Genomic DNA, 20,912 nt, shown 5'->3' with positions numbered 1-20,912 from the left:
TTAGGAAGTGACTTAGATGAATCAGCATTTAATTGCTATTGACCTGGATGGTACCACTTTAAATAATAACTCACAATTGTCAGATAAGACAGTTGCAACGTTGCGTGCAGCAGCCCAAGAAGGCCATATTGTTAGTATCGTAACCGGAAGACCGTATCGTATTTCCGCCGAAATTTATGACGAAATTGGTTTGCAAACACCAATGGTCAATTTTAATGGTGCACTCGGACACATTCCCCATCAAGAATGGCAGAATGAATATCAAAAAACAATTCAAAAAGAAATTGCACTGGATTTATTAAGCAATCGTCAGAAATTAGGGGTAAGCACAATTACCGCGGAAAATAAAAATCATCTGTGGGCTAACCAAGGTAGTCATATCTTGGCAGATTTTTTCCCAGTATCATTGAAATCAAATGAAATTTTAAATGCCCAAAATCTGACCTCTAATCCTACTGCATTAACCGTTCAGTACCAAAAAGACAAAAAAGATAAGCTAGTAAAACAGATTCTTGCAAAATACGGTGATTTTGTGGATGTTAGAATCTGGGGCGGTCCCAATGATGTTTTAGAAGTCGTTGCTAAAGGTATTCAAAAGGCACGTGGCGTGGAATACTTAGCTAAAACATATCATATCGATCGACAAAATATCATTGCTTTTGGTGATGAAGATAATGATGCGGAAATGATTGCGTATGCGGGTCAAGGTGTAGCAATGCAAAATGCAATTCCAAGTATTAAAGATGTTGCTAATGATGTGACACCCTTAGATAATGATCAAGATGGTCTTGCAATTTATCTTAGTGAATATCTTAAATTAGCTCAATAATCTCCACCAAAATAAAAAAGGATTGTCTGCCAACTTACTTGGTGACAATCTTTTTTTATTATTCATGTTCGCTACTAAAAGCTTGCGCAGCTTTGATTGCTTTTTTCCAACCGGTATAGATTGTTTCGCTTTTATTTTTTTCCATTTGCGGATCAAATCTCTTTCCTGCTCCACTTAAAGCAAGAAGTTCATTTTGGTCTTGCCAGAAGCCAACTGCTAGTCCAGCCAAGAAAGTGGCTCCCAGAGCTGTTGTTTCTTCAATTTGAGCACGTAAAATTGGAGTTTGTAAGATATCGGCTTGAAATTGCATTAAGAAGTTATTTCTCGAAGCACCACCATCAACTGCTAATGCTTCCAAATGGATATCTGTATCCGAAACCATGGTATCAACCACATCTCTTGCTTGAAACGCAATTGATTCCAAAGTGGCCCGAATGATTTGATTCTTAGTTGTTCCTCGAGTTAAGCCAAACATTGCTCCGCGCGCTTCTTGATCCCAGTAAGGTGCACCTAATCCGGTAAATGAAGGGACAACATAGACGCCATTAGTTGTTTTAGCCTCTACAGCTGCTTGCTCTGAATCAGGCGCGTGAACCACCATTTTAAGGCCATCTCGCAACCATTGAATAGCTGAGCCAGCGACAAAAATACTCCCTTCCAGTGCGTAATTGACTTTACCATCGACTGCATACGCAATTGTAGTAAGCAAGCCATTATCTGATAAAGTCGGTTGTTCACCCGTGTTCATCACAATAAAAGCACCGGTTCCATAGGTATTTTTCACCATACCCTTTTTAAAAGCTGTTTGACCAAATAAAGCGGCTTGTTGGTCACCAGCAATTCCGGCAATTGGAATTTGAACCCCAAAGAAATGATAGTCACCAGTATATCCAAAAATTTCAGAAGATGTTTTAACTTCAGGTAACATTTGACGTGGAATATCTAAAAGATCCAAGATATCTTGATCCCAATCCAATTTATGGATGTTATAGAGCATTGTTCGGCTCGCATTAGTCATATCAGTAGCGTGTACTTTACCACCGGTTAAATTCCATAATAGCCAGCAATCAATCGTACCAAAGAGAAGATCACCACTTTTAGCCTTTTCCCGAGCCCCTTCAACATGTTCCAAAATCCACATGATTTTAGTGGCCGAGAAATATGAGTCGATGACCAAACCAGTTTTATCGTGAATCATATCTTTATAGCCTGCATTTTTTAAGCGGTCGGCGATATCACTAGTTTGCTTAGACTGCCAAACAACCGCATGATAAATTGGTTTGCCTGTGTGACGATCCCAGATAATAGTGGTTTCTCGCTGATTGGTAATGCCAATTCCAGCAATTTTATAGGGTTTAATTTGCGATTTAATCATCACATCTGAAATAACAGATTGAACACTGTCCCAAATTTCTAGTGCATCATGTTCCACCCATCCTGGTTCAGGAAAATATTGTGGAAACTCCTGTTGCGCCTTTGCGACCTCTTTCCCGTCGTGGTCAAAAATAATGGCACGAGAACTCGTCGTACCTTGATCGATAGACATTATATATTGTTGATCAGTCAATTTGTTTCATCCTCTCAAAATTGATTCAATCAATTCTTCTCTAATGGCAAATCATGACTTATCATATCTTGCCAACTCTCAGGTTTAACAACTAATTGGAATTGTCCCTTTTCACAAAAAACAACTGCAGGTCGACCGTTTCGATTATAGTTACTTGCCATTGAATAACCATAGGCACCACAATCAAGAATTGCCAAAATATCACCAGGGACGGTCTTTGGTAATTTTTGTTGTTCAATTAAAATATCGCCAGACTCACAATACTTCCCCGCAACTGTGACTGTTTGCTCGAGGGGAGCATTCATTTTATTGGCCAAAACTGCTTCGTATTTGGCTTGATAAAGGGCAGGACGAATGTTGTCCCCCATACCGCCATCGACAGATAAATATGTTCGAACGCCTGGTATTTCTTTTTTAGCACCAATAGTATAAAGCGATGTCCCTGCATTACCTACAACTGAACGTCCCGGTTCAATCCAGATTTCAGGAACATTAATTTGAGCCTCTGCAGCTACCTTCTTAATTTCATCAATAATTGCCTCTACAAAGGTTTCTGGTGCAAGCGGATGCTCATCTTCAGTATATCGAATACCAAAACCTCCGCCAAGGTTAACTATCGGAATTTCACAGTCGTATTTCTTCATCCATTCAACAATTAGATCCATCATTTTTTTTGCTGCCATGACAAATCCTTCAACAGCAAAGATTTGTGAACCAATGTGGCAATGAATTCCCATTAGCTTTAGGTGTGATGATGCGATTGTTTGTGCCAGTGCTTTTTCTGCCTGGCCACTCTTCAAATCAAATCCAAACTTAGAATCTTCTTGTCCAGTCATATCATATTGGTGAGTATGAGCGGAAATGCCCGGGGTAATACGTAATTGAACGTCTACATCTTGATTCAATTGAGCTGTTAATTGCTCTAAACGTTCTAGTTCATAAAAATTATCAATAATAATGCAGCCAATATGATGTTGAAGTGCAAACATTAATTCTTCATCAGACTTGTTATTTCCGTGAAAAGAAGCATTTTCCAATGGGAACCCAGCTGCATAAGCGGTATACATTTCGCCACCAGAGACAACATCGCAATGAATATCTTCTTGCTTAATTAACTGGTACATTGCAACAGTTGCGAATGCTTTGCTGGCGTAACTAATTTGATAATTAACACCAGCTTTTTCAAAAACTGTTTTAAAATGATGAATCTGTTCACGAATTTGACTGACATTGTAAGCCACAATTGGTGTATGAAAGTTTTCAACTAGTTCTGTGGAATCTACGCCATCAATTAGTAAATGGCCTTTTGAATTAATATCTGATGACTTGATTTGTGTCAATTTTCCTTACTCCCCACTCACTTTATTCAAATAAAAAACAGTGTAGAAACACTGTTTTGGCAATGTCATTATTTTTCACTATTCATGGTACCGCCGACACTGTAGCGGTTAGGTTGCATTTCATTTAAGACGATATGTACACGTTCAGCGGGTACATTAACATCTTTTGAGATTGCTTCAGTAACATCTTTAACAAGTGCATTTAACTGTTCTTGTGTTCTTCCAGCAACTAAATCAATGTGTACTAATGGCATAATCTTCACCTCGTTTTTAATCTTGTCATTATTATACTTGAAAACGCTCTAATTGCCAAACTTGTTTTGTTACTAAATTTGACAAAATAAAAAGGACTACCATGTAGGCAATCCTCTTTATGTGATAATTAACGACGTTCTTGAATACGAGCGGCTTTACCATGACGATCACGTAAGTAATACAACTTAGCACGACGAACACGTCCACTACGTACAACATCAATTTTATCAACTCGTGGTGAATGTAATGGGAATGTTCTTTCAACACCCACACCATTACTCATCTTACGAACTGTATAAGTTTCGCTAATGCCGAAACCATGTCGCTTGATAACAACGCCTTCAAATAATTGAACACGTTCACGTGAACCTTCAACGATTCGTGCATGAACACGAACTGTATCTCCAGCACGGAAATCAGGGACATCGTCACGAATTTGATCAGCGGTAATCTTTTCGATTAATGAATTCTGACGCATGTTTTTCATCCTTTCGCCGACATTCATATTTACCAAACAGCGGAATATCGTTTCTATGGCTTTTACAGCCAAGGTAAATGTTATCATACTATGAACACCAAAGTAAAGTTAATTTGCGTTATTATTTTGTTCTTCTAGTTCAAGATGAATATCGGACAGCAAATGTTTCTGTTCACTCGACAATGTCATTTTTTTCAGTAAATCAGGTCGACGTTGCAATGTTCGCTTGAGAGACTCTTTTTGCCGCCACGTTGCGATTTTTTGATGATCGCCACTTAACAAGACATCCGGAACCTTCATCCCCCGAAACTCAGCTGGACGTGTGTATTGTGGAAATTCCAGTAATCCATTCGAAAACGAGTCTCCAGGTGCTGATTCTTGATTACCCAGCACTCCAGGAATTAGACGAACTGTAGCATCAATGACAACCATTGCGCCTAATTCGCCACCTGTTAATACAAAATCACCTAATGATATTTCATCTGTAATGACACTTCTAATGCGCTCATCATAACCTTCATAATGACCGCAAATAAACGTTAAATGTTTTTCTTGAGACAATTCGGTCGCTAATTTTTGGTCAAATTTTTGACCCGCGGGATCTAATAAAATCACCCGACCAGAACCATATTGTTCACTTTGCTTTTGGGTGGCATCAAGTGCGTCCATAATTGGTTGTGCTTGTAATAACATTCCTGCACCACCGCCATATGGTGCATCGTCTACATGTCGTTGTTTGTCTGTGGTGTACTCTCTAAAGTCCGTCACACTGACATCAATAAGATTTTTCTCTCGTGCTTTGCCCAAGATAGACTCACTTAGTGTTGATTGAAACATATCCGGAAATAGACTTAAAATATCAATTTTCATGGCTACATTCCTTCCATTAACTCAACAATGACCTTATGTTGGTCTAATTGCACTTCTTTAATCACTTGGTCAATAACAGGCAATAAGAGGTCTTCTTGTCCTGCACGTTTGACGACCCATACATCATTAGCTCCTGGCGATAGGATTTCTTTAATTACACCTAGTTTTTCACCATCAATTGTTTCAACGTCCAGTCCAATAATTTCACGGTAATAATATTGACCCTCTTCCAAATCTTGTTGTTGATCTTGTGTTATCATCAGTTCACAATTTTTAAAAGGCTCAACTTGATTAATGTCTAACATGCCATCAAAGGTAAGCAAAATGAATTGTTTGTGCTGACGAACAGTTTTGATTTTGACAGATACTGGTTGTTGATTTGTTTGTGAAATATATAAGGTATTACCCACTTGAAACCGATCTTCTGGGAAGTCAGTGGTGGCCATCACGCGAACTTCGCCACGAATACCATGCGTATTGACAATTTTTCCGACGTTGTAATATGTCATTATTTTTTCTCCTAACTAGAAAACAAAACTCCCGCAATATCAACTTGTGGGAGTTTCGTGTGTTTTATGATCATCAATAACAAGACGAATTTTCTTGCTGTCATCAGCTCGATTAATACTGTACACAATTGTTCGAATAGCTGCAGCAACATGTCCATGGCGACCAATAATGGCACCAACGTCATCTGCATGAACCTTCAAGACGTACTGAATAATCCGTTCGTCTTCGGTCATCTCCACTTCAACAGCTTCTGGATGTGACACGATTGGTTGTACAATCACTCTAATTAATGTTTCAATATCTTGATTCGTCATAATTAATTACCATTATTTTTTAGCTAGTTTGGCTTCATGAAACTTTTGCATAAGCCCAGCATTTGAAAGAATGTTACGAACAGTGTCTGATGGTTGTGCACCGTTGTTCAACCATTGCATAATGGTTCCTTCTTCAAGCTTAACTTCAGCTGGGTTAACTAATGGATTGTATGTTCCAACCATTTCGATGAAACGGCCATCACGTGGTGAACGTGAGTCTGCAACAACAATACGGTAGAATGGACGCTTCTTTGAACCCATGCGCTTTAAACGAATTTTAACTGACATAATTAAGACACCTCCCGGATAATTATTAACAGGTAATAATATAACAGTCTTTGAAAGGATTGTAAAGTATTTTTTCTTGACACCAAAAACAGAGTGCGGAGAAAGCCGGGTAGCTCACGAGGATTAACGAAATAATGATTAAATCTCTGGTCTTGGGATTTGATCATTATTTTGTTAACCGGAATGAGCTGGCTTTCGGAGCACGTTTCAGCAATAAAACATGTATTGTATCAAAAAAAATATTTTTTACTAACCTCTGATTACAAAAAACATTTTCATTCTACTTAAAAATTGGTTACAAAAAAAACGCCCCGTAATTCACAGGACGTTAACAGAACTTATTTCATCATTGATCCAAGTACTCTTTAGTAGCTGCAATAATATCTTGCAACCCTTTCTTCGCGTCAGCAAAGAACATACTTGTTTTATCATCGGAAAACAGTTCATTTTGAATTCCCGCATAACCAGTACTCATAGAACGCTTAATGACAACAATTGATTTAGATTTATCAACATCAAGAATCGGCATTCCTGTAATGGCAGTTCCTTGTTTTCTGGCAGCAGGGTTAGTCACATCGTTTGCCCCAATAACTAATGAAACATCAGTATTTTCAAACATAGAGTTAGCTTCTTCCAACTGTTTCATTTCATCATAAGGCACATTAACTTCAGCAAGTAACACATTCATGTGTCCAGGCATACGGCCAGCCACTGGATGAATTGCATAGTTAACATTAATATCATTATCAATTAATAATTTGGCAAGCTCCGCAACTTCATGTTGAGCCTGAGCGGCTGCTAGTCCATATCCCGGCACAATCATCACGTTATGTGCGTACGCTAATTGAACACCAATATCATCAGCACTAGTTTCCTTAACGTTGACAGGTACATCATCAGCCGCACTGGTTGCTGTATCACCAGTCCCAAAACCTCCAGCAATGATATTTGCAACAGAACGGTTCATTGCAGCAGCCATTTGAAGTGTCAAAATTGTTCCGGCAGCACCAACTAACGCACCAGCAATAATTAATACCTGATTATCAATAACAAAGCCGGCCATCGCAACAGCTAATCCGGTAAAGGCATTCAATAGAGAAACCACCACTGGCATATCGGCACCACCAATTGGAATGGTCATTAAAATACCAAAAACTAAACTAGCAACTAAGGTTAATACAAGTGTCCATGGATTAGTTTTAAAGCCAATTGTTAGGACAATTGATGCAATAATAACAATCACAACTAACCCGTTGAGTAATTTAGCTCCCGGAAATGTGATTGGTTTTCCTGATACTTTACCAGCTAATTTACCTGTTGCAATTAGTGAACCTGAGAAGGTCACACCACCAATGATTAAATCTAAAACAACCGGAAATGAAAAGGCAAATCCTAAACTAGTATTTACCGGAACATTTAGATAATCATACATACCAATAGCGGCGGCTGCACCACCACCCACAGCATTAAATAAACTAACTAATTGAGGCATATCTGTCATTTTAACCGTGCGCGCTTTGACTACTCCATAGCTAATTCCAATGGTTAGCCCGACAATCAAAACAATCCACCCCGTCATTGTCGCCTTGTTTTTTTCTAATGCCACAATAAAGGTCATAATCACAGCTAAAAACATTCCGACTGATGACAAACGATTCCCATTACGCGCTGTTTTTGGAACACGCATCATATGCAAGCCAATCACGTAACAAGCAGCACTAATTAAATAAGCTAACGAAACAATCGTTAATAATGGTGACATTATTTGTCACCTCCTTTGTCAGTGTTTTCCTTTTTCGGTTTAGAAAACATTTCCAACATTCGATCAGTAACCACGTAACCACCTGCAACGTTGACGGCTGCCAATACAGCTGCGAAAAAGGCAATCACATAGAACAGCGGTGACTGGGCTTCTAGCGCAATCAAAATGGTCCCGACAACGACAACACCATGAATCGCATTTGCTCCTGACATCATGGGTGTATGCAAAGTAGCTGGGATTTTACTAATTACTTCAAATCCAACCAGGATACTGAGGACAAAAATGGCAATATTAGTATATAATTCCTGGCTCATCTTAGCTCTCCTCCTTTGAAGTTTCGTCTGAAGTTTCTTCGGTAGCTTCATCCACTGGTGATGCTAGCTCCGGTAATCCTAAAGTTTTACGTAATCTAGGATTAATAATTTCTCCATCATGTGTGGCAACCAATTCCTTTAAAACATCATCTTGTAGATCAATTTTAATGGTATCTTCGTTAATAATGTAATTAACAATAGCTTGAACGTTCTTAGCAAATAATTGAGACGCAGAATTTGGAACTTCACTGGCTAAATTGGCTGCTCCGATGATCATTACATGATTATCTGTCGTCACAGTTTCAAAAGGCTGACTGGCGGCAACATTACCACCAAGCTCACTAGCTGCCAAATCAATAAACACAGTTCCTGGTTTAGCTGCATCAACGCTGGCTTGCGTCACCAACAATGGCGGCTTGTGTCCTGGCACTTGTGCTGTCGTAATGACGACATCATTTTGGGCAATGAATCCAGCTAACTCGTCTTGTTGCGCTTGTTGTTCCTCCGCGCTTAATTCACGGGCATAACCACCACTACCAGCACCATTTGCTACTGTACTTGTTAAGAATGTGGCACCCAAAGATTCGACTTCACCTTTGGAAGCAGGACGAACATCATAGCCAGAAACCACTGCACCTAACCGCTTGGCAGTCCCAATTGCTTGCAGTCCGGCCACTCCCGTTCCTAAAACTAACACTTTCGCCGGCTTAACCGTTCCAGCAGCTGTAATCATCATTGGAAAATATTTAGGATAGAGATCACTGGCAACTAGTGCAGCTTTATAACCCGCCACACTGGCCTGTGAACTCAAAACATCCATTGTTTGCGCACGACTAATTGTTCGTGGTAATAACTCAAACGATAAAGCGCTTACTTTTTTGTCAGCAAGTAATTTCATTTGATCCGGATCGATCAATGCATTTAAAAGCCCAATCAGAACTTGACCTGATTTAAATTGTTTCAAGGTTTCTGAACCCGGATTATTAACTACCGCAACAATATTAGCTTGTTCAATAGCCTCTGCACGGCTGACAATTTTAGCGCCGGCATCAACATACATTTGATCTGCGTAAAAAGAAGCTTGTCCGGCATCTTTTTCGATTAGAACCTGAACATTATTTTTGACCAAGCGTTTCGTAACATCAGGATCAATCGCGACTCTTTTTTCATGTGCCGCAACTTCTTTTAAAGCTGAAATGACAACACTCATTCTCACAACCTCCTATTTGTATTTTACTTCACAATCTATCTTCATCTTATTATAAACCCTGTTAAATTACAATGGTTTCAGTCATTTTACCAATAAAAAAGTGCACCGGCAACAAGCCCTCGTGCACTAAATTGATTAACGTCTCTTTTTATTTTTTTTCATTCGTTTCTTTTTATTCTTCTTCACATTTCGAGCCATTCGATTCATAGCTAGTTTACCAAGTTTACCACCTGGCACATTACCGCCCATCATTTGTTCCATGCCATTCATATTTCCGCTCGACACTTGTTTCATCATTTTTTTCATTTGCCCAAATTGTTTGATCATTCGATTAACTTCAACAATTGGACGACCTGCACCCGCAGCTAAACGTCTTCTACGACTCGGGTTTAAAATATCTGGGTTCTCTCGCTCTGTGGGTGTCATAGAATAGACAATTGCTTTAATATGCTCCATGTCTTTGGGATCAACGTTGACATTTTTTAAAGCTGGATTATTCGCCATACCGGGAATCATTTTCATCACATCTTCTAATGGTCCCATTTTTTGCACTTGTTCCATTTGATCTAAAAAGTCATTAAAATCAAACGAATTCTCGCGCATTTTTTCCATTGTCTTTTGAGCTTGGTCTTCATCGAAATCTTGTTGTGCTTTTTCGATAAGGGTTAACATATCACCCATGCCCAAAATTCGTGAGGCCATACGATCTGGATGGAAAACATCTAAGGCATCCATCTTTTCACCTTGACCAATAAATTTGATTGGTCTACCGGTAACAGCACGAATAGACAATGCTGCACCACCACGAGTATCGCCATCTAATTTGGTTAAGACAACACCAGTGATATCAAGTTGGTCGTTAAAACCTTGCGCAGTTTCAACTGCATTTTGACCAGTCATTGCATCAACAACCAATAGGATTTCATTTGGTTGCGCAAGTTGCTTAATTTGGACTAATTCGTCCATTAGTTTTTCATCAATTTGCAATCGACCAGCAGTATCAATCAAAACATAATCGTTATGATTTTGCTTTGCTTGTTCAAGGCCGCGTCGAACAATATCTACTGGGTTGACATCTGTGCCTTCTTGATAGACGGGTACTTCAATAGAATCAGCAACTTGTTGCAATTGATCAATGGCAGCTGGACGATACACGTCAGCCGCAATAAACATTGGTCGTGCGTCTTCTTTTTTTAGTCTTAATGCTAATTTACCAGCAGTGGTAGTTTTACCGGCCCCTTGGAGCCCAACCATCATGATAATTGTTGGAATTTTAGGGGCTTTATTTAGTTCAGCAGCCTCTGAGCCCATTGTTTTGGTTAATTGTTCATTAACAATTTTCACAATTTGCTGTGCTGGATTGAGTCCTTTTAAAACTTCGGCGCCAGTGGCTTGATTTTGAACTTCTTTGACAAAATCTTTAACCACCTTAAAATTAACGTCGGCTTCAAGTAACGCTAATCTGATTTCACGCATTGTTTCTCGTAAATCAGCTTCGGTCACTTTTGGCTTACGCCGTAACTTGGTCATTGCGTCTTGCAGACGTTGTGTTAATCCTTCAAAAGCCATTTAAACAAACTCCTATTCTTCTTCCAAGTTTTCCAAATGTTGGACTAGTTCATTTAACTTTTGATCATGTGGGTAATGCTGCTTGACATAATCTTGAATTAAATCTGATAGTCGATTTCTTGCCGTAAAATCAGAATATAGGTGCAATTTTTCTTCATAATCTTCCAACGTTTGAACAGTCCGTTTTATATTATCATAAACCGCCTGACGACTCACGGAAAATTCCTCTGCAATTTCGCCTAGCGAGTAGTCATCCCCGTAGTAAAGTTGCATGTAATCATTTTGTTTGTCCGTTAATAGCGGGCCATAAAACTCAAACAGTGAATTAATTCGATAATTTTTTTCAATTTCCATGAGTCTGATTTCACCTACTTTGTCGTGACGAGTCCTTTGAATAATCCATAAACAAATTGACTGGCATCAAATTCTTGCAAATCATCGGCACCTTCACCGAGACCAACTAATTTAACAGGAATATGCAATTCATTTCTGATTGCTAAAACAATACCACCACGAGCTGTACCATCCAACTTAGTTAAAACGATACCCGTCACTTCTGTACTTTCCTTAAATATTTTGGCTTGGGTCAACGCATTTTGGCCAGTTGTGGCATCCAATACTAATAAGACCTCATGCGGGGCTTCAGGAATCTCACGCGTGATTATTTTTTTCATTTTAGCTAACTCGTTCATCAAGTTAACTTTATTTTGTAATCGGCCAGCTGTGTCGACAAATAAAATATCGTAGTTTCCTGACTTCGCCTTAGTGACCGCATCAAATACTACTGAAGCTGGGTCCCCATTAACAGGGCCTGCCACAACAGGTACATTAGCTCGTTTTCCCCATACTTGTAGCTGTTCAGTAGCACCTGCTCTAAACGTATCTGCGGCAGCTAATAATACTTTCTTGCCCATCTTTTGATATTTGTTGGCCATTTTGCCAATTGTGGTTGTTTTACCAACACCGTTAACACCCACAAATAAAAAGACAGTGGGGCCACTTTCAGCAAAGTTTAATTGATTCGTTTCTTCTTTAGCACCCTGACTCTCATATATTTCAACTAGTTTTTGTATGATGACGTTAGAAACATCTTGCTTAGTTTTAGCGTTTTCTAGTTTTACTTCCTGACGTAAGTCATCACTCAATGAAACAGCCATATCAAAGCCGACATCTGATTCAATTAACGTTTCTTCTAATTCATCAAAGAAGTCCTCATCAACATGGCGAAAATTAGCCAGCAATGCATTGAGTCGTGCACCAAAACCACTACGCGACTTTTCTAAACCTTGATCATATTTTTCTTCTGTTTGTGTTTCTTCGTCCTCATCGGGAATAGTTGTTGAATTTTCAACACTTTCATCCTTTTGTTCAGTTTCAATAGTGTCCATCGTTGATGATGTCACTTCTGAATCTAAAATACCATTAGCTGTAACCTCAGACTGACTTTCTTTATTTGAAAGTTCAGGTGTTTCAGATTGAGTAACCAGATTAGAATTAGTAATTGATTCAGATTGCACTTCTGATTCAGATCGCTCAATTTGAGTCGCTGAACTAGTTTGCATTTCAGTAGATTGGTTCTCTTCAATCGATTGACTTGGCACAGATGCATTTTGTGATTCAACTTGCGTGTCTTCTTGCGTACTTTCAGGCACTTCTTCTTTAGGTGCCTTTTTTTTGAATATATCAAATAATCCCATCAGGTGTTCTCCTTATTAATCTTTTGCAACATCCTCTAATGAAACAGAAACCATTTTTGATACACCGGACTCTTGCATTGTCACTCCATATAAAACTTTAGCGTTCATCATTGTTCCCTTTCGGTGAGTGACCACGATAAATTGTGGCCCATCATCACCATATGTGCTTAAATAGCGGGCAAAACGATTGACGTTTGCTTCATCAAGTGCAGCTTCTGTTTCGTCTAAAATCGCAAATGGCACAGGACGGACAGCTAAAATTGAGAATAATAACGTAATGGCTGTTAAGGCCCGCTCCCCACCAGACAAAAGACTCAGCTGTTGATTCTTCTTTCCAGGTGGTTGCGCAATAATATCAATTCCTGTTGTCAGCATATCGTCAGGGTCTGTCAGCACGAGTTTTGCTTGACCGCCTCCAAACATTTGAACAAAAATTTTCTCAAATGCTGTGGCAATTTCATGATATGCCGCCTCAAAACGTGTGATTACTTCCTGATCCATTTCTTGCATTGTATCATTTAGTTGTTCTTTTGAGGTTAACAAATCTTCTTGCTGCTCGTGCAAAAAGTCATAGCGTTTTGAAACTCGATCAAATTCATCGATGGCCCCTAAATTGACAGTGCCAATTTCGTCCAACCCTTTTTTCAACAGTTTTAATTGAGTATCGATTTCAGTAGTTTCAAGATCGCTTAGATTTTGTTTAGCTTCTGTCAGACTCATTTTATACTGTTCGGCAAGGCGATTTAAGCCATTATCAATAGCGGCTTCAATTCTAGCCTGTTTGGTATTAACTTCGTTTAATTCATCTAACGCTGCTCGTTGCAATTCTTGCAGTCGGGTTAACTTTTGATCAGCAATTTGAATTTCGTCTGCTTGCGCATCTAATTCTTCACTCACTTGCTGCAGTTGTTTCTCAGCTTCGGCTTGCTGAGCAGTTAACCGAGTTAATTGGTCTTTAGCGGCCTTTTGCGTTTTTTCTTGTTGCGCTTTCGACATTTTTTGTTCAGAGGCTTGACCTGTTAATTGTGCAATGTCATGTTCTAAATTCGTAATTGTTTCTGTTACTGTATTTAACTGTTCAGTGGTGTGAGCAGATTTTTCATTGCTAACAGCTAAAACCCGTTTATGTGTTTGTAATTGTTCTTCTTGAGCTGTAGCGTCATTAGCTAATTCATTTGAATCATGTTTGGCTGCTAAAATAGCCTGTTTTAATTGTTCAATTTGGTTAGTCAGTTGTTGCTCTTTTGTCTCATTATCTTTAACTTGCTGGTCATAATTAGCTTCCATATCTTTTTGATTAGTGGATTCATAATTAATTGCATTCAAACGCCGAGAAGCCAATGTCAACTTTTCACTGTTCACACTTTGTTTAGATAGCAGTTCTTGTAGGCCTTGTTTAGCGTTTGCTAATTGATCAGCCACTTTTGTTTGTACGGTCTGATTGGCTTTAATGGCTTGATTAAACTGACTAACTTGTTCTTCTAATTTATTATTTTGAGTAGTTAAACTGGTAACTTGATCAGCAAGACTGGTTTCATCTTTTTGTCGACTCAATAAGCCTTGCTGTTGATGCTTATTGGCACCACCAGTCATTGCTCCACTCGCATTGATTAATTGTCCATCTATTGTCACAATGCGAAAACGGTGATGGGCTGATTTGGCAATAATTGTAGCATGATCTAGCGTGTCTGCAATAATCGTGCCACCTAATAAATAGTTAATCACTGGTACTACAGATTTTTCACCATTGACTACCTGACTTGCCTGGCCTTCAAATCCACTCATTGTGGCTAGTTGACTAATCAATTGTTGATCAGTTGATCGCACGCGCAAATTATTAATTGGTAAAATCGTGACTCTTCCCGCACGATTATCAACTAAAAATTTAATGATGTCTTTTCCTACACTTTGATCACTAACCACAATATTTTGCAGTTGTGCGCCTAAAACCGTTTCAATCGCTTGTGTGTACTTTGTTGGAACTTTCAGTAATTCAGCCACTGGGCCAAAAAGCCCATTGAACTGATTTTTATGCTGTAAGACAAAACGAACACCTTGATAAAAACCTGCGTAGTCTGCGTCCAGCGAACGATACGTGTCTAATTTAGACTGTGCACTCTGTAATTTCGCTAAACCGTCATACCAAGTTGTCCGAGCATTATCATACTGAGATTGCAAACTTTCGTGATGAGCTTGCCCCTGATTAAATTTTGTTTCAATTGTTTGAACAGACTGCGTCTGGTCTGCAACTTTGTTTTTTAAGTCATTTTGTATCTGTTGAAGATCCTCTGTTTCCTGTTTGATACTTGTAATTTGTAACTCTAATTGAGATTGCCGCTGACTATCTTGATCAAAATTACGTTTTAAAAATGTTTTTTGATTATGAACAGTGGTCAATTCTTGCATTAAATCAACTTGCTGATTTTGCAATTGTTCAATATGTTCCTGCAGTTTTTCTTGACGTTGAGTTGCACTGAGTGATTCCAATTCATGAATTTGTTGTTGCTCGTTCTGGATATCATCAGTTTGTGTTTTTGCAATTTTCTGTAATTCAGCTAACTGATTTCGAGCATCATCTAGTTGAGACTGTAACTTTTGTTTTTGAACTGACAATTGTTCAAGGTTTGCCTGTTGATTCTTTTGTCGTTCAGAATTTAAATTGCTTGTATTCTGCAAGTTGGCGATTTTTTGGGTTAAATTAAGCCTTTGTTGCTGGAGATTATCCTTTTGTGCACTTAACTTGGTTTGTTGCTGTTTTAACTCATTTAGTACCGTTGATGCAGTATTACTTTGGTCATCATATTGTGCACGTAAATTCTCTGCGTTTTGCACTCTAGTAACAATCGCATCTTGCTGTTGCTGATTTGTTTCAATTTGATAGACGGTTTTCGTGCGATCTAATAAGTCAAATCTCTTTTTTTGATCTAAATAGTCTTTAGCAAGCGCACTTTGTTGCTCTAGTGGTGCAATTTGGCCTTCCAGCTCATGAATAATGTCATTAATTCGATGCAAATTATCATTCGTGTCTTGCAGTCGCTTTTCAGCAGTGTCCTTATTCTTTTTATATTTTGCGACACCTGCAACCTCTTCAATTACCGCACGACGATCTTGAGGTTTGCCATTAAAAATTTCTTCAACACGTCCTTGCGAAATAATGGAAAAAGATTCTCGTCCAAGACCAGAATCCATGAATAAGGTAACCACGTCTTTTAAACGGCATTCAGTATTGTTGATTAAATACTGACTGTCGCCATTGCGAAACAATCGCCGTGTAATTTTAATTTCGTTAAATTCACTGGCTAGATAGTGGTCACTATTATCAAAAACAATTGACACTTCGGCCCGATTTAATGGTTTACGTGTTGCTGAACCCGCAAAAATGACATCTGCCATTTTATCACCACGTAAATCTTTAGCAGATTGTTCCCCCATTACCCAACGAATCGCTTCGATAATATTACTTTTACCACTGCCGTTAGGGCCGACAATTCCAGTCATTCCAGGCATAAATTCAATTTTTGTTTTTTGGGCAAACGATTTAAACCCATTGAGTTCAAGTGAAACTAAGTGCATGACTTTCCCCTACTTACAACAACTTTTATTTTTGCTTTCTTAATTGACTGAGTGCATTTTGTGCTGCAGCCATTTCAGCGTGCTTTTTTGACGTTCCCTGGCCCTTTCCAATTGTTTGGTCTGCCGCTGAAACTTCAACGTAATATTGTCTTGAATTATCCGGACCGTCTTCTTTAACAACTTGATAATCAATTTCAATATCGCCATCACGTTGTAAAAATTCCTGAAGACTTGTTTTATAGTCAACTGCATGATCAAACCAGCCTTCGTCAAGTTTTGGAAAAACAACTTGATGAAGAAATTTTTCAACTGTTTTTTTACCTTGATCCAAATATAACGCGCCAATGAATGACTCAAAAATATCACATAAAAGTGAAGGACGATGACGAGCCCCTGCAATTTCTTCTCCATGACCTAAACGAATAAATTGGTCAAAATGGCATTCCAGAGCAAATTTACTAAAACTATCTTCACATACCATCGCTGCTCGCAATCGAGTCAACTGTCCTTGCGGTAATTTTGGATAACGTTGATAAATATACTCTGAAACTGTCAGCTGTAAAACGGCATCTCCTAAAAATTCAATTCGTTCATAAAATTTTAAATTTTGATTTGGATGTTCATTAACATAGGATGCTTGCGTAAAGGCTTCAGCTAACAAATCTAAATTTTGAAAATTGATGCCAAAGTCATCCTTTAACATTTGTTCTAATTGTTTAATTTTATATCTCTCCCTTTAAAAAATTAGCTAATACATAATCATTATTATACTTGTTTTGACGATAAAAATCATTTTTTAAAATCTCCGCTTCATGCACCCGGCGGTAGTCAAGACTTATCGAAATAAATAAAAAGGATTGGGTAATCACTTACCGCAATCCACACTCAATTTAGTCTTCATTTTGGTGAGCGACAATGTAATCGACCACTTCACCAATTGTATCTAATTTTTCTGCTTCTTCATCAGAAATTTCGGAACCAAATGTATCTTCAACTTCCAAAACAAATTCGACGAAATCAATGGAATCAGCATTCAAATCTGTTTTTAGATTTAACTCGTTTGTAATTTTGTCTCGATCAATTTCAAAATGATCAGCAACAATATCGGCCACTTGGTCGAAAACCTTTTGTTTATCCATTTTGCTTGCTACTCCTCACCTTAATTTACTCACAAACTAGTTTAGCTGTTTTCATCATGATTGTCCATTGAATCTTTAGTTTCAGCAGTAGTTGGTTCAAAATAAGTCACTGTCTCTTCAATAACCTGTGATTCAATCATTGTTTTAATCTGTCCAATTGTGTTTTTCACGGCGTCCGCTTTAGCAGAACCATGCGTTTTCACAACTGGAGCTTTTAAACCTAATAAGACTGCACCACCATAGGTTGAAGTGCTCATGGTCACCCCAATTTTACCAAATACTTTTTTCAGCAATAAGTAACCTAGTTTTGCTCGCAGGCCACCAGATAAAATACCCGCCTTAATTAGACTCAGCATTGTTTTAGCGGTGCCTTCAGTTGCTTTAAGCGCTGCATTACCAGTCCAGCCATCAGTCACTACAATATCTGCCTTACCACTTAATAAGTCACTAGCTTCAACGTTACCCACAAAATTAAGGTCATCATTTTGTGATAGTTCTTGATAGACCTCTTTATGGAGCGTATCACCTTTATCTGCCTCCCCACCATTATTGAGTAACGCAATTCGTGGTGTTTTAACATTTAAAACCTTTTGTGCGTAAAATTTACCAAGATAAGCATACTGAACCAAATTTTTGGTTTTACTTTCAGCATTAGCTCCTGTGTCCAGATAAATAAAGTTTGTTTGACTACTATGCGGGTTAGCCACAGGTAAAATCGAAGTTAATCCTGGACGATCAATACCCTTTATTCTGCCGACAACAAATAATCCTGCTGCCAAAACAGCACCTGTATTCCCCGCCGAAAAAAATGCGTCCGCTTGACCGTCTTTCACTGCATTTGCAGCCAAAACAATTGAAGATGTTTTCTTTTTTCTAATTGCACGGACAGGTTCTTCACCCATTTCAATATCATCATTAGAAGCGATAAATGTTAATCGTGTTTCGTCTTTAACTAATGGTAATACACTTTGCTCATTACCATAAATTAAAAATTCAATATCCGGATAAAGATCACGTGCCTGTTTTACACCAGTAATAATTTCTTGAGGGGCGTTGTCGCCACCCATTGCATCCACAGCAATTTTCATAATAAGTTCCTCTTATTCTAATCAAAATGAGTTTGTAATTTTCGTTTCTTTAAATAGGCAACTAATGGCAAATTTTGCTCATCGCTATCCCAATTAGGTGTTGATAATAAATAACTAGCTTCATTTTGCGCAACTTGGAGCATGTTGAGATCGTTAATTGGATCACCAACTTTAAAGTCAGGCATCCCGGATTGATTAACTCCAAAAATATCACCAGTGCCGCGTAATTCAAGATCTTTTTGAGCCAACACAAAACCATCATTAGTTTGCGTCATAATTTGCATTCTCGTGATGCCATCTTGAGTCTTGGGTTCAGCTAGTAGCAAACAATAAGATTGCTCTTTACCTCGTCCAACGCGACCACGTAATTGGTGTAGTTGTGCTAAGCCGAATCGATCGGCATCATAGATCATCATCAGTGTTGCATTGGCAACATCGACACCAACTTCAATGACTGTTGTTGAAACCAGCACCTGGATATCGTTATCCTTGAATTGCTGCATAATCGTATCTTTTTGATCATTTTCCATTCGGCCATGCAATAAACCAACTTTAAATTCAGGTGCAAAGTATTCTTGCAATTTAGTATACAATTCTTGCGCATTTTGTACATCTAATACTTCAGATTGTTCAATTAATGGGGTCACGACATATGCCTGACGATGATGTTTAAGTTGCTGTAGCACAAATTCTAACGCCACACCTTCCTGATTACTTCTAATCCATCTCGTTTGAATTGGCAATCGACCTTTAGGCATTTCATTAATAATTGAAACATCCATTTCACCATAAGCCGTAATTGCTAACGTTCTCGGGATCGGTGTCGCCGTCATGGCTAACACATCTGGGTGATTACCTTTTTCACGTAATTTTTTACGTTGATTTACACCAAAACGGTGCTGTTCATCTGTCACAATGAGGCCCAAATTAGCATATTCCACACTATCTTGGATTAAAGCATGGGTGCCAATAATTAAATTAACTGCTCCGCTTTTAACCTGTTCAACAAGTGAGCGATGTTGTTTGGTAGTCATTGATCCTGTCAATAAGGCTATGTTCACATGAGTATCTTTAAAAATCGCTGCCAAATTATCAGCATGTTGTTTGGCTAAAATTTCGGTTGGTACCATTAGAGCAGTTTGGTAACCTGCTGTAACAGCGGCATAAATCGCAATTGCTGCCACAATGGTTTTGCCAGAACCCACATCGCCTTGTAACAAACGGTTCATTTGTACAGGTCTTAAAAGATCTCGACAAATTTCATTAACTACCTTTTTTTGTGCGTCAGTCAACTCATAAGGTAACTTAGAGATAAAAGCCTTAATTTCATCGTTATGGTACTGAATCACCAGTCCATTTTTTAACTCATTGGATCGTTTAACCGATTGTAACCGTAATTGAAATAAGAAAAATTCTTCAAAAGCAGCGGTTCTCCGCACTTGCTTTGCATCACCATCTTCTGACGGAAAATGCATTTCTTTCATCATGTCACGCCGTGTCATCAGGTGGAAACGATCAATCAAGGGTTGCGGAATAAGATTGGCAATCACATGCTGATAACTGTTAAAAGCCTGCTCAACTAGTTTTTTAATTGTGTTAGCTTTAATTTGCTTATTGGCAGGATAAATCGCACTGACATTATTGCCATCGGTAGTTTGTTTAATCAGTTTGTTACCCGTTAAACGCACATGGTTAGCATCCCATTTGCCATATACGGCCACATCTTTTCCCAGCAAGATCTGATTTTTTAGATACGGTTGGTTGAAGAAAGTAACCATAATCACATCGTCATCAACCATCAATCGAAAGGTTAAGCGACTTTTGCGACCGCCAAAGCGAATTACCACTGGTTCAGACATCACCGTTCCGCTCACTGTTAACTTTTCATCATTTTGGGCCTCATGAATATCTTGTTCTTCGAAATTTTCATAACGACGTGGGTAATAAGTCAGTAAATCTTCAATCGTAAAAATACTTAACGTTTTTAAAGCTTCAAATTTTTTGGGCCCGACACCACTTAAATTGGTGACAGAATCTTCAAGACTTAGCATGGTTACCTCCTTTCTTAGAAATACGGCAATACAAAAATCGAGCCGAAGTATGATACAT

Annotated in this window: 20 protein-coding genes; 1 reads left to right on the top strand and 19 read right to left on the bottom strand. The window is 38.5% G+C overall.

All coding sequences use genetic code 11. From position 1 onward, the window contains the following. Positions 1-16: 16 nt before the first annotated feature. On the top strand, positions 17-829 hold the full coding sequence (locus ACYVQZ_RS00425; RefSeq protein WP_461239428.1) for a Cof-type HAD-IIB family hydrolase: 813 nt from the start codon (positions 17-19) through the stop codon (positions 827-829). A 58-nt stretch (positions 830-887) separates the two neighbouring features. Here ACYVQZ_RS00425 and glpK read toward each other — a convergent pair whose 3' ends face one another. From glpK to recG, 19 genes are all read right to left on the bottom strand, one after another. After that, positions 888-2,396 (bottom strand): glycerol kinase GlpK, encoded by a 1,509-nt coding sequence (gene glpK, locus ACYVQZ_RS00420; RefSeq protein ID WP_461239427.1) that lies wholly within the window; start codon positions 2,394-2,396, stop codon positions 888-890. 29 nt (positions 2,397-2,425) lie between these two features. Beyond that, positions 2,426-3,736 (bottom strand): diaminopimelate decarboxylase, encoded by a 1,311-nt coding sequence (lysA, locus tag ACYVQZ_RS00415; protein ID WP_461239426.1) that lies wholly within the window; start codon positions 3,734-3,736, stop codon positions 2,426-2,428. Between the two features lie 68 nt (positions 3,737-3,804). After that, complete coding sequence (locus tag ACYVQZ_RS00410) at positions 3,805-3,990, bottom strand: 2-hydroxymuconate tautomerase (protein ID WP_461239425.1); 186 nt, start codon at positions 3,988-3,990, stop codon at positions 3,805-3,807. 128 nt (positions 3,991-4,118) lie between these two features. Then, positions 4,119-4,469 carry a 50S ribosomal protein L19 gene (gene rplS, locus ACYVQZ_RS00405; RefSeq protein ID WP_461239424.1) on the bottom strand — a complete coding sequence of 117 codons (351 nt, stop codon included), beginning with the start codon at positions 4,467-4,469 and terminating at the stop codon, positions 4,119-4,121. 108 nt (positions 4,470-4,577) lie between these two features. Further along, complete coding sequence (trmD, locus tag ACYVQZ_RS00400; protein WP_461239423.1) at positions 4,578-5,339, bottom strand: tRNA (guanosine(37)-N1)-methyltransferase TrmD; 762 nt, start codon at positions 5,337-5,339, stop codon at positions 4,578-4,580. 2 nt (positions 5,340-5,341) lie between these two features. Beyond that, positions 5,342-5,848, bottom strand: coding sequence for a ribosome maturation factor RimM (gene rimM / locus ACYVQZ_RS00395; RefSeq protein ID WP_461239422.1), 507 nt, complete (start codon positions 5,846-5,848; stop codon positions 5,342-5,344). Positions 5,849-5,887: 39 nt separating this feature from the next. Beyond that, positions 5,888-6,163: a KH domain-containing protein gene (locus tag ACYVQZ_RS00390; protein WP_461239421.1), complete on the bottom strand. Its 276-nt coding sequence runs from the start codon at positions 6,161-6,163 to the stop codon at positions 5,888-5,890. A gap of 12 nt (positions 6,164-6,175) precedes the next feature. Next, positions 6,176-6,451, bottom strand: coding sequence for a 30S ribosomal protein S16 (rpsP, locus tag ACYVQZ_RS00385; RefSeq protein ID WP_461239420.1), 276 nt, complete (start codon positions 6,449-6,451; stop codon positions 6,176-6,178). 346 nt (positions 6,452-6,797) lie between these two features. After that, positions 6,798-8,213 (bottom strand): NAD(P)(+) transhydrogenase (Re/Si-specific) subunit beta, encoded by a 1,416-nt coding sequence (locus ACYVQZ_RS00380; RefSeq protein ID WP_461239419.1) that lies wholly within the window; start codon positions 8,211-8,213, stop codon positions 6,798-6,800. Then, positions 8,213-8,527, bottom strand: coding sequence for an NAD(P) transhydrogenase subunit alpha part 2 (locus ACYVQZ_RS00375; protein WP_461239418.1), 315 nt, complete (start codon positions 8,525-8,527; stop codon positions 8,213-8,215). The genes ACYVQZ_RS00380 and ACYVQZ_RS00375 overlap by 1 nt, the downstream gene beginning before the upstream one ends. Position 8,528: 1 nt before the next feature. Next, positions 8,529-9,737 (bottom strand): NAD(P) transhydrogenase subunit alpha, encoded by a 1,209-nt coding sequence (locus tag ACYVQZ_RS00370; RefSeq protein ID WP_461239417.1) that lies wholly within the window; start codon positions 9,735-9,737, stop codon positions 8,529-8,531. A gap of 135 nt (positions 9,738-9,872) precedes the next feature. Next, the gene (gene ffh / locus ACYVQZ_RS00365) at positions 9,873-11,306 is read right to left on the bottom strand and encodes a signal recognition particle protein (protein ID WP_461239416.1); all 1,434 of its coding nucleotides are present in this window, start codon (positions 11,304-11,306) and stop codon (positions 9,873-9,875) included. Between the two features lie 12 nt (positions 11,307-11,318). Beyond that, a complete protein-coding gene (locus ACYVQZ_RS00360) occupies positions 11,319-11,660 on the bottom strand; it encodes a putative DNA-binding protein (RefSeq protein ID WP_461239415.1) in 342 nt (113 codons plus the stop codon). Positions 11,661-11,674: 14 nt separating this feature from the next. Beyond that, entirely contained in the window at positions 11,675-13,003 is a 1,329-nt protein-coding gene (ftsY, locus tag ACYVQZ_RS00355) for a signal recognition particle-docking protein FtsY (protein WP_461239414.1), read from the bottom strand. 15 nt (positions 13,004-13,018) lie between these two features. After that, on the bottom strand, positions 13,019-16,576 hold the full coding sequence (smc, locus tag ACYVQZ_RS00350; RefSeq protein ID WP_461239413.1) for a chromosome segregation protein SMC: 3,558 nt from the start codon (positions 16,574-16,576) through the stop codon (positions 13,019-13,021). A 25-nt stretch (positions 16,577-16,601) separates the two neighbouring features. Further along, on the bottom strand, positions 16,602-17,279 hold the full coding sequence (gene rnc, locus ACYVQZ_RS00345) for a ribonuclease III (RefSeq protein ID WP_461239412.1): 678 nt from the start codon (positions 17,277-17,279) through the stop codon (positions 16,602-16,604). A 187-nt stretch (positions 17,280-17,466) separates the two neighbouring features. Continuing rightward, entirely contained in the window at positions 17,467-17,715 is a 249-nt protein-coding gene (gene acpP, locus ACYVQZ_RS00340) for an acyl carrier protein (RefSeq protein ID WP_461239411.1), read from the bottom strand. Positions 17,716-17,756: 41 nt separating this feature from the next. Beyond that, positions 17,757-18,803: a phosphate acyltransferase PlsX gene (gene plsX / locus ACYVQZ_RS00335; protein WP_461239410.1), complete on the bottom strand. Its 1,047-nt coding sequence runs from the start codon at positions 18,801-18,803 to the stop codon at positions 17,757-17,759. Between the two features lie 17 nt (positions 18,804-18,820). Next, complete coding sequence (recG, locus tag ACYVQZ_RS00330; protein ID WP_461239409.1) at positions 18,821-20,854, bottom strand: ATP-dependent DNA helicase RecG; 2,034 nt, start codon at positions 20,852-20,854, stop codon at positions 18,821-18,823. Positions 20,855-20,912 lie beyond the last annotated feature (58 nt).

This window comes from Paucilactobacillus salsurae, assembly GCF_054784995.1.
Note: the sequence above shows the minus strand (reverse complement) of the source record. Positions and strands in the feature narration are given on the sequence as shown.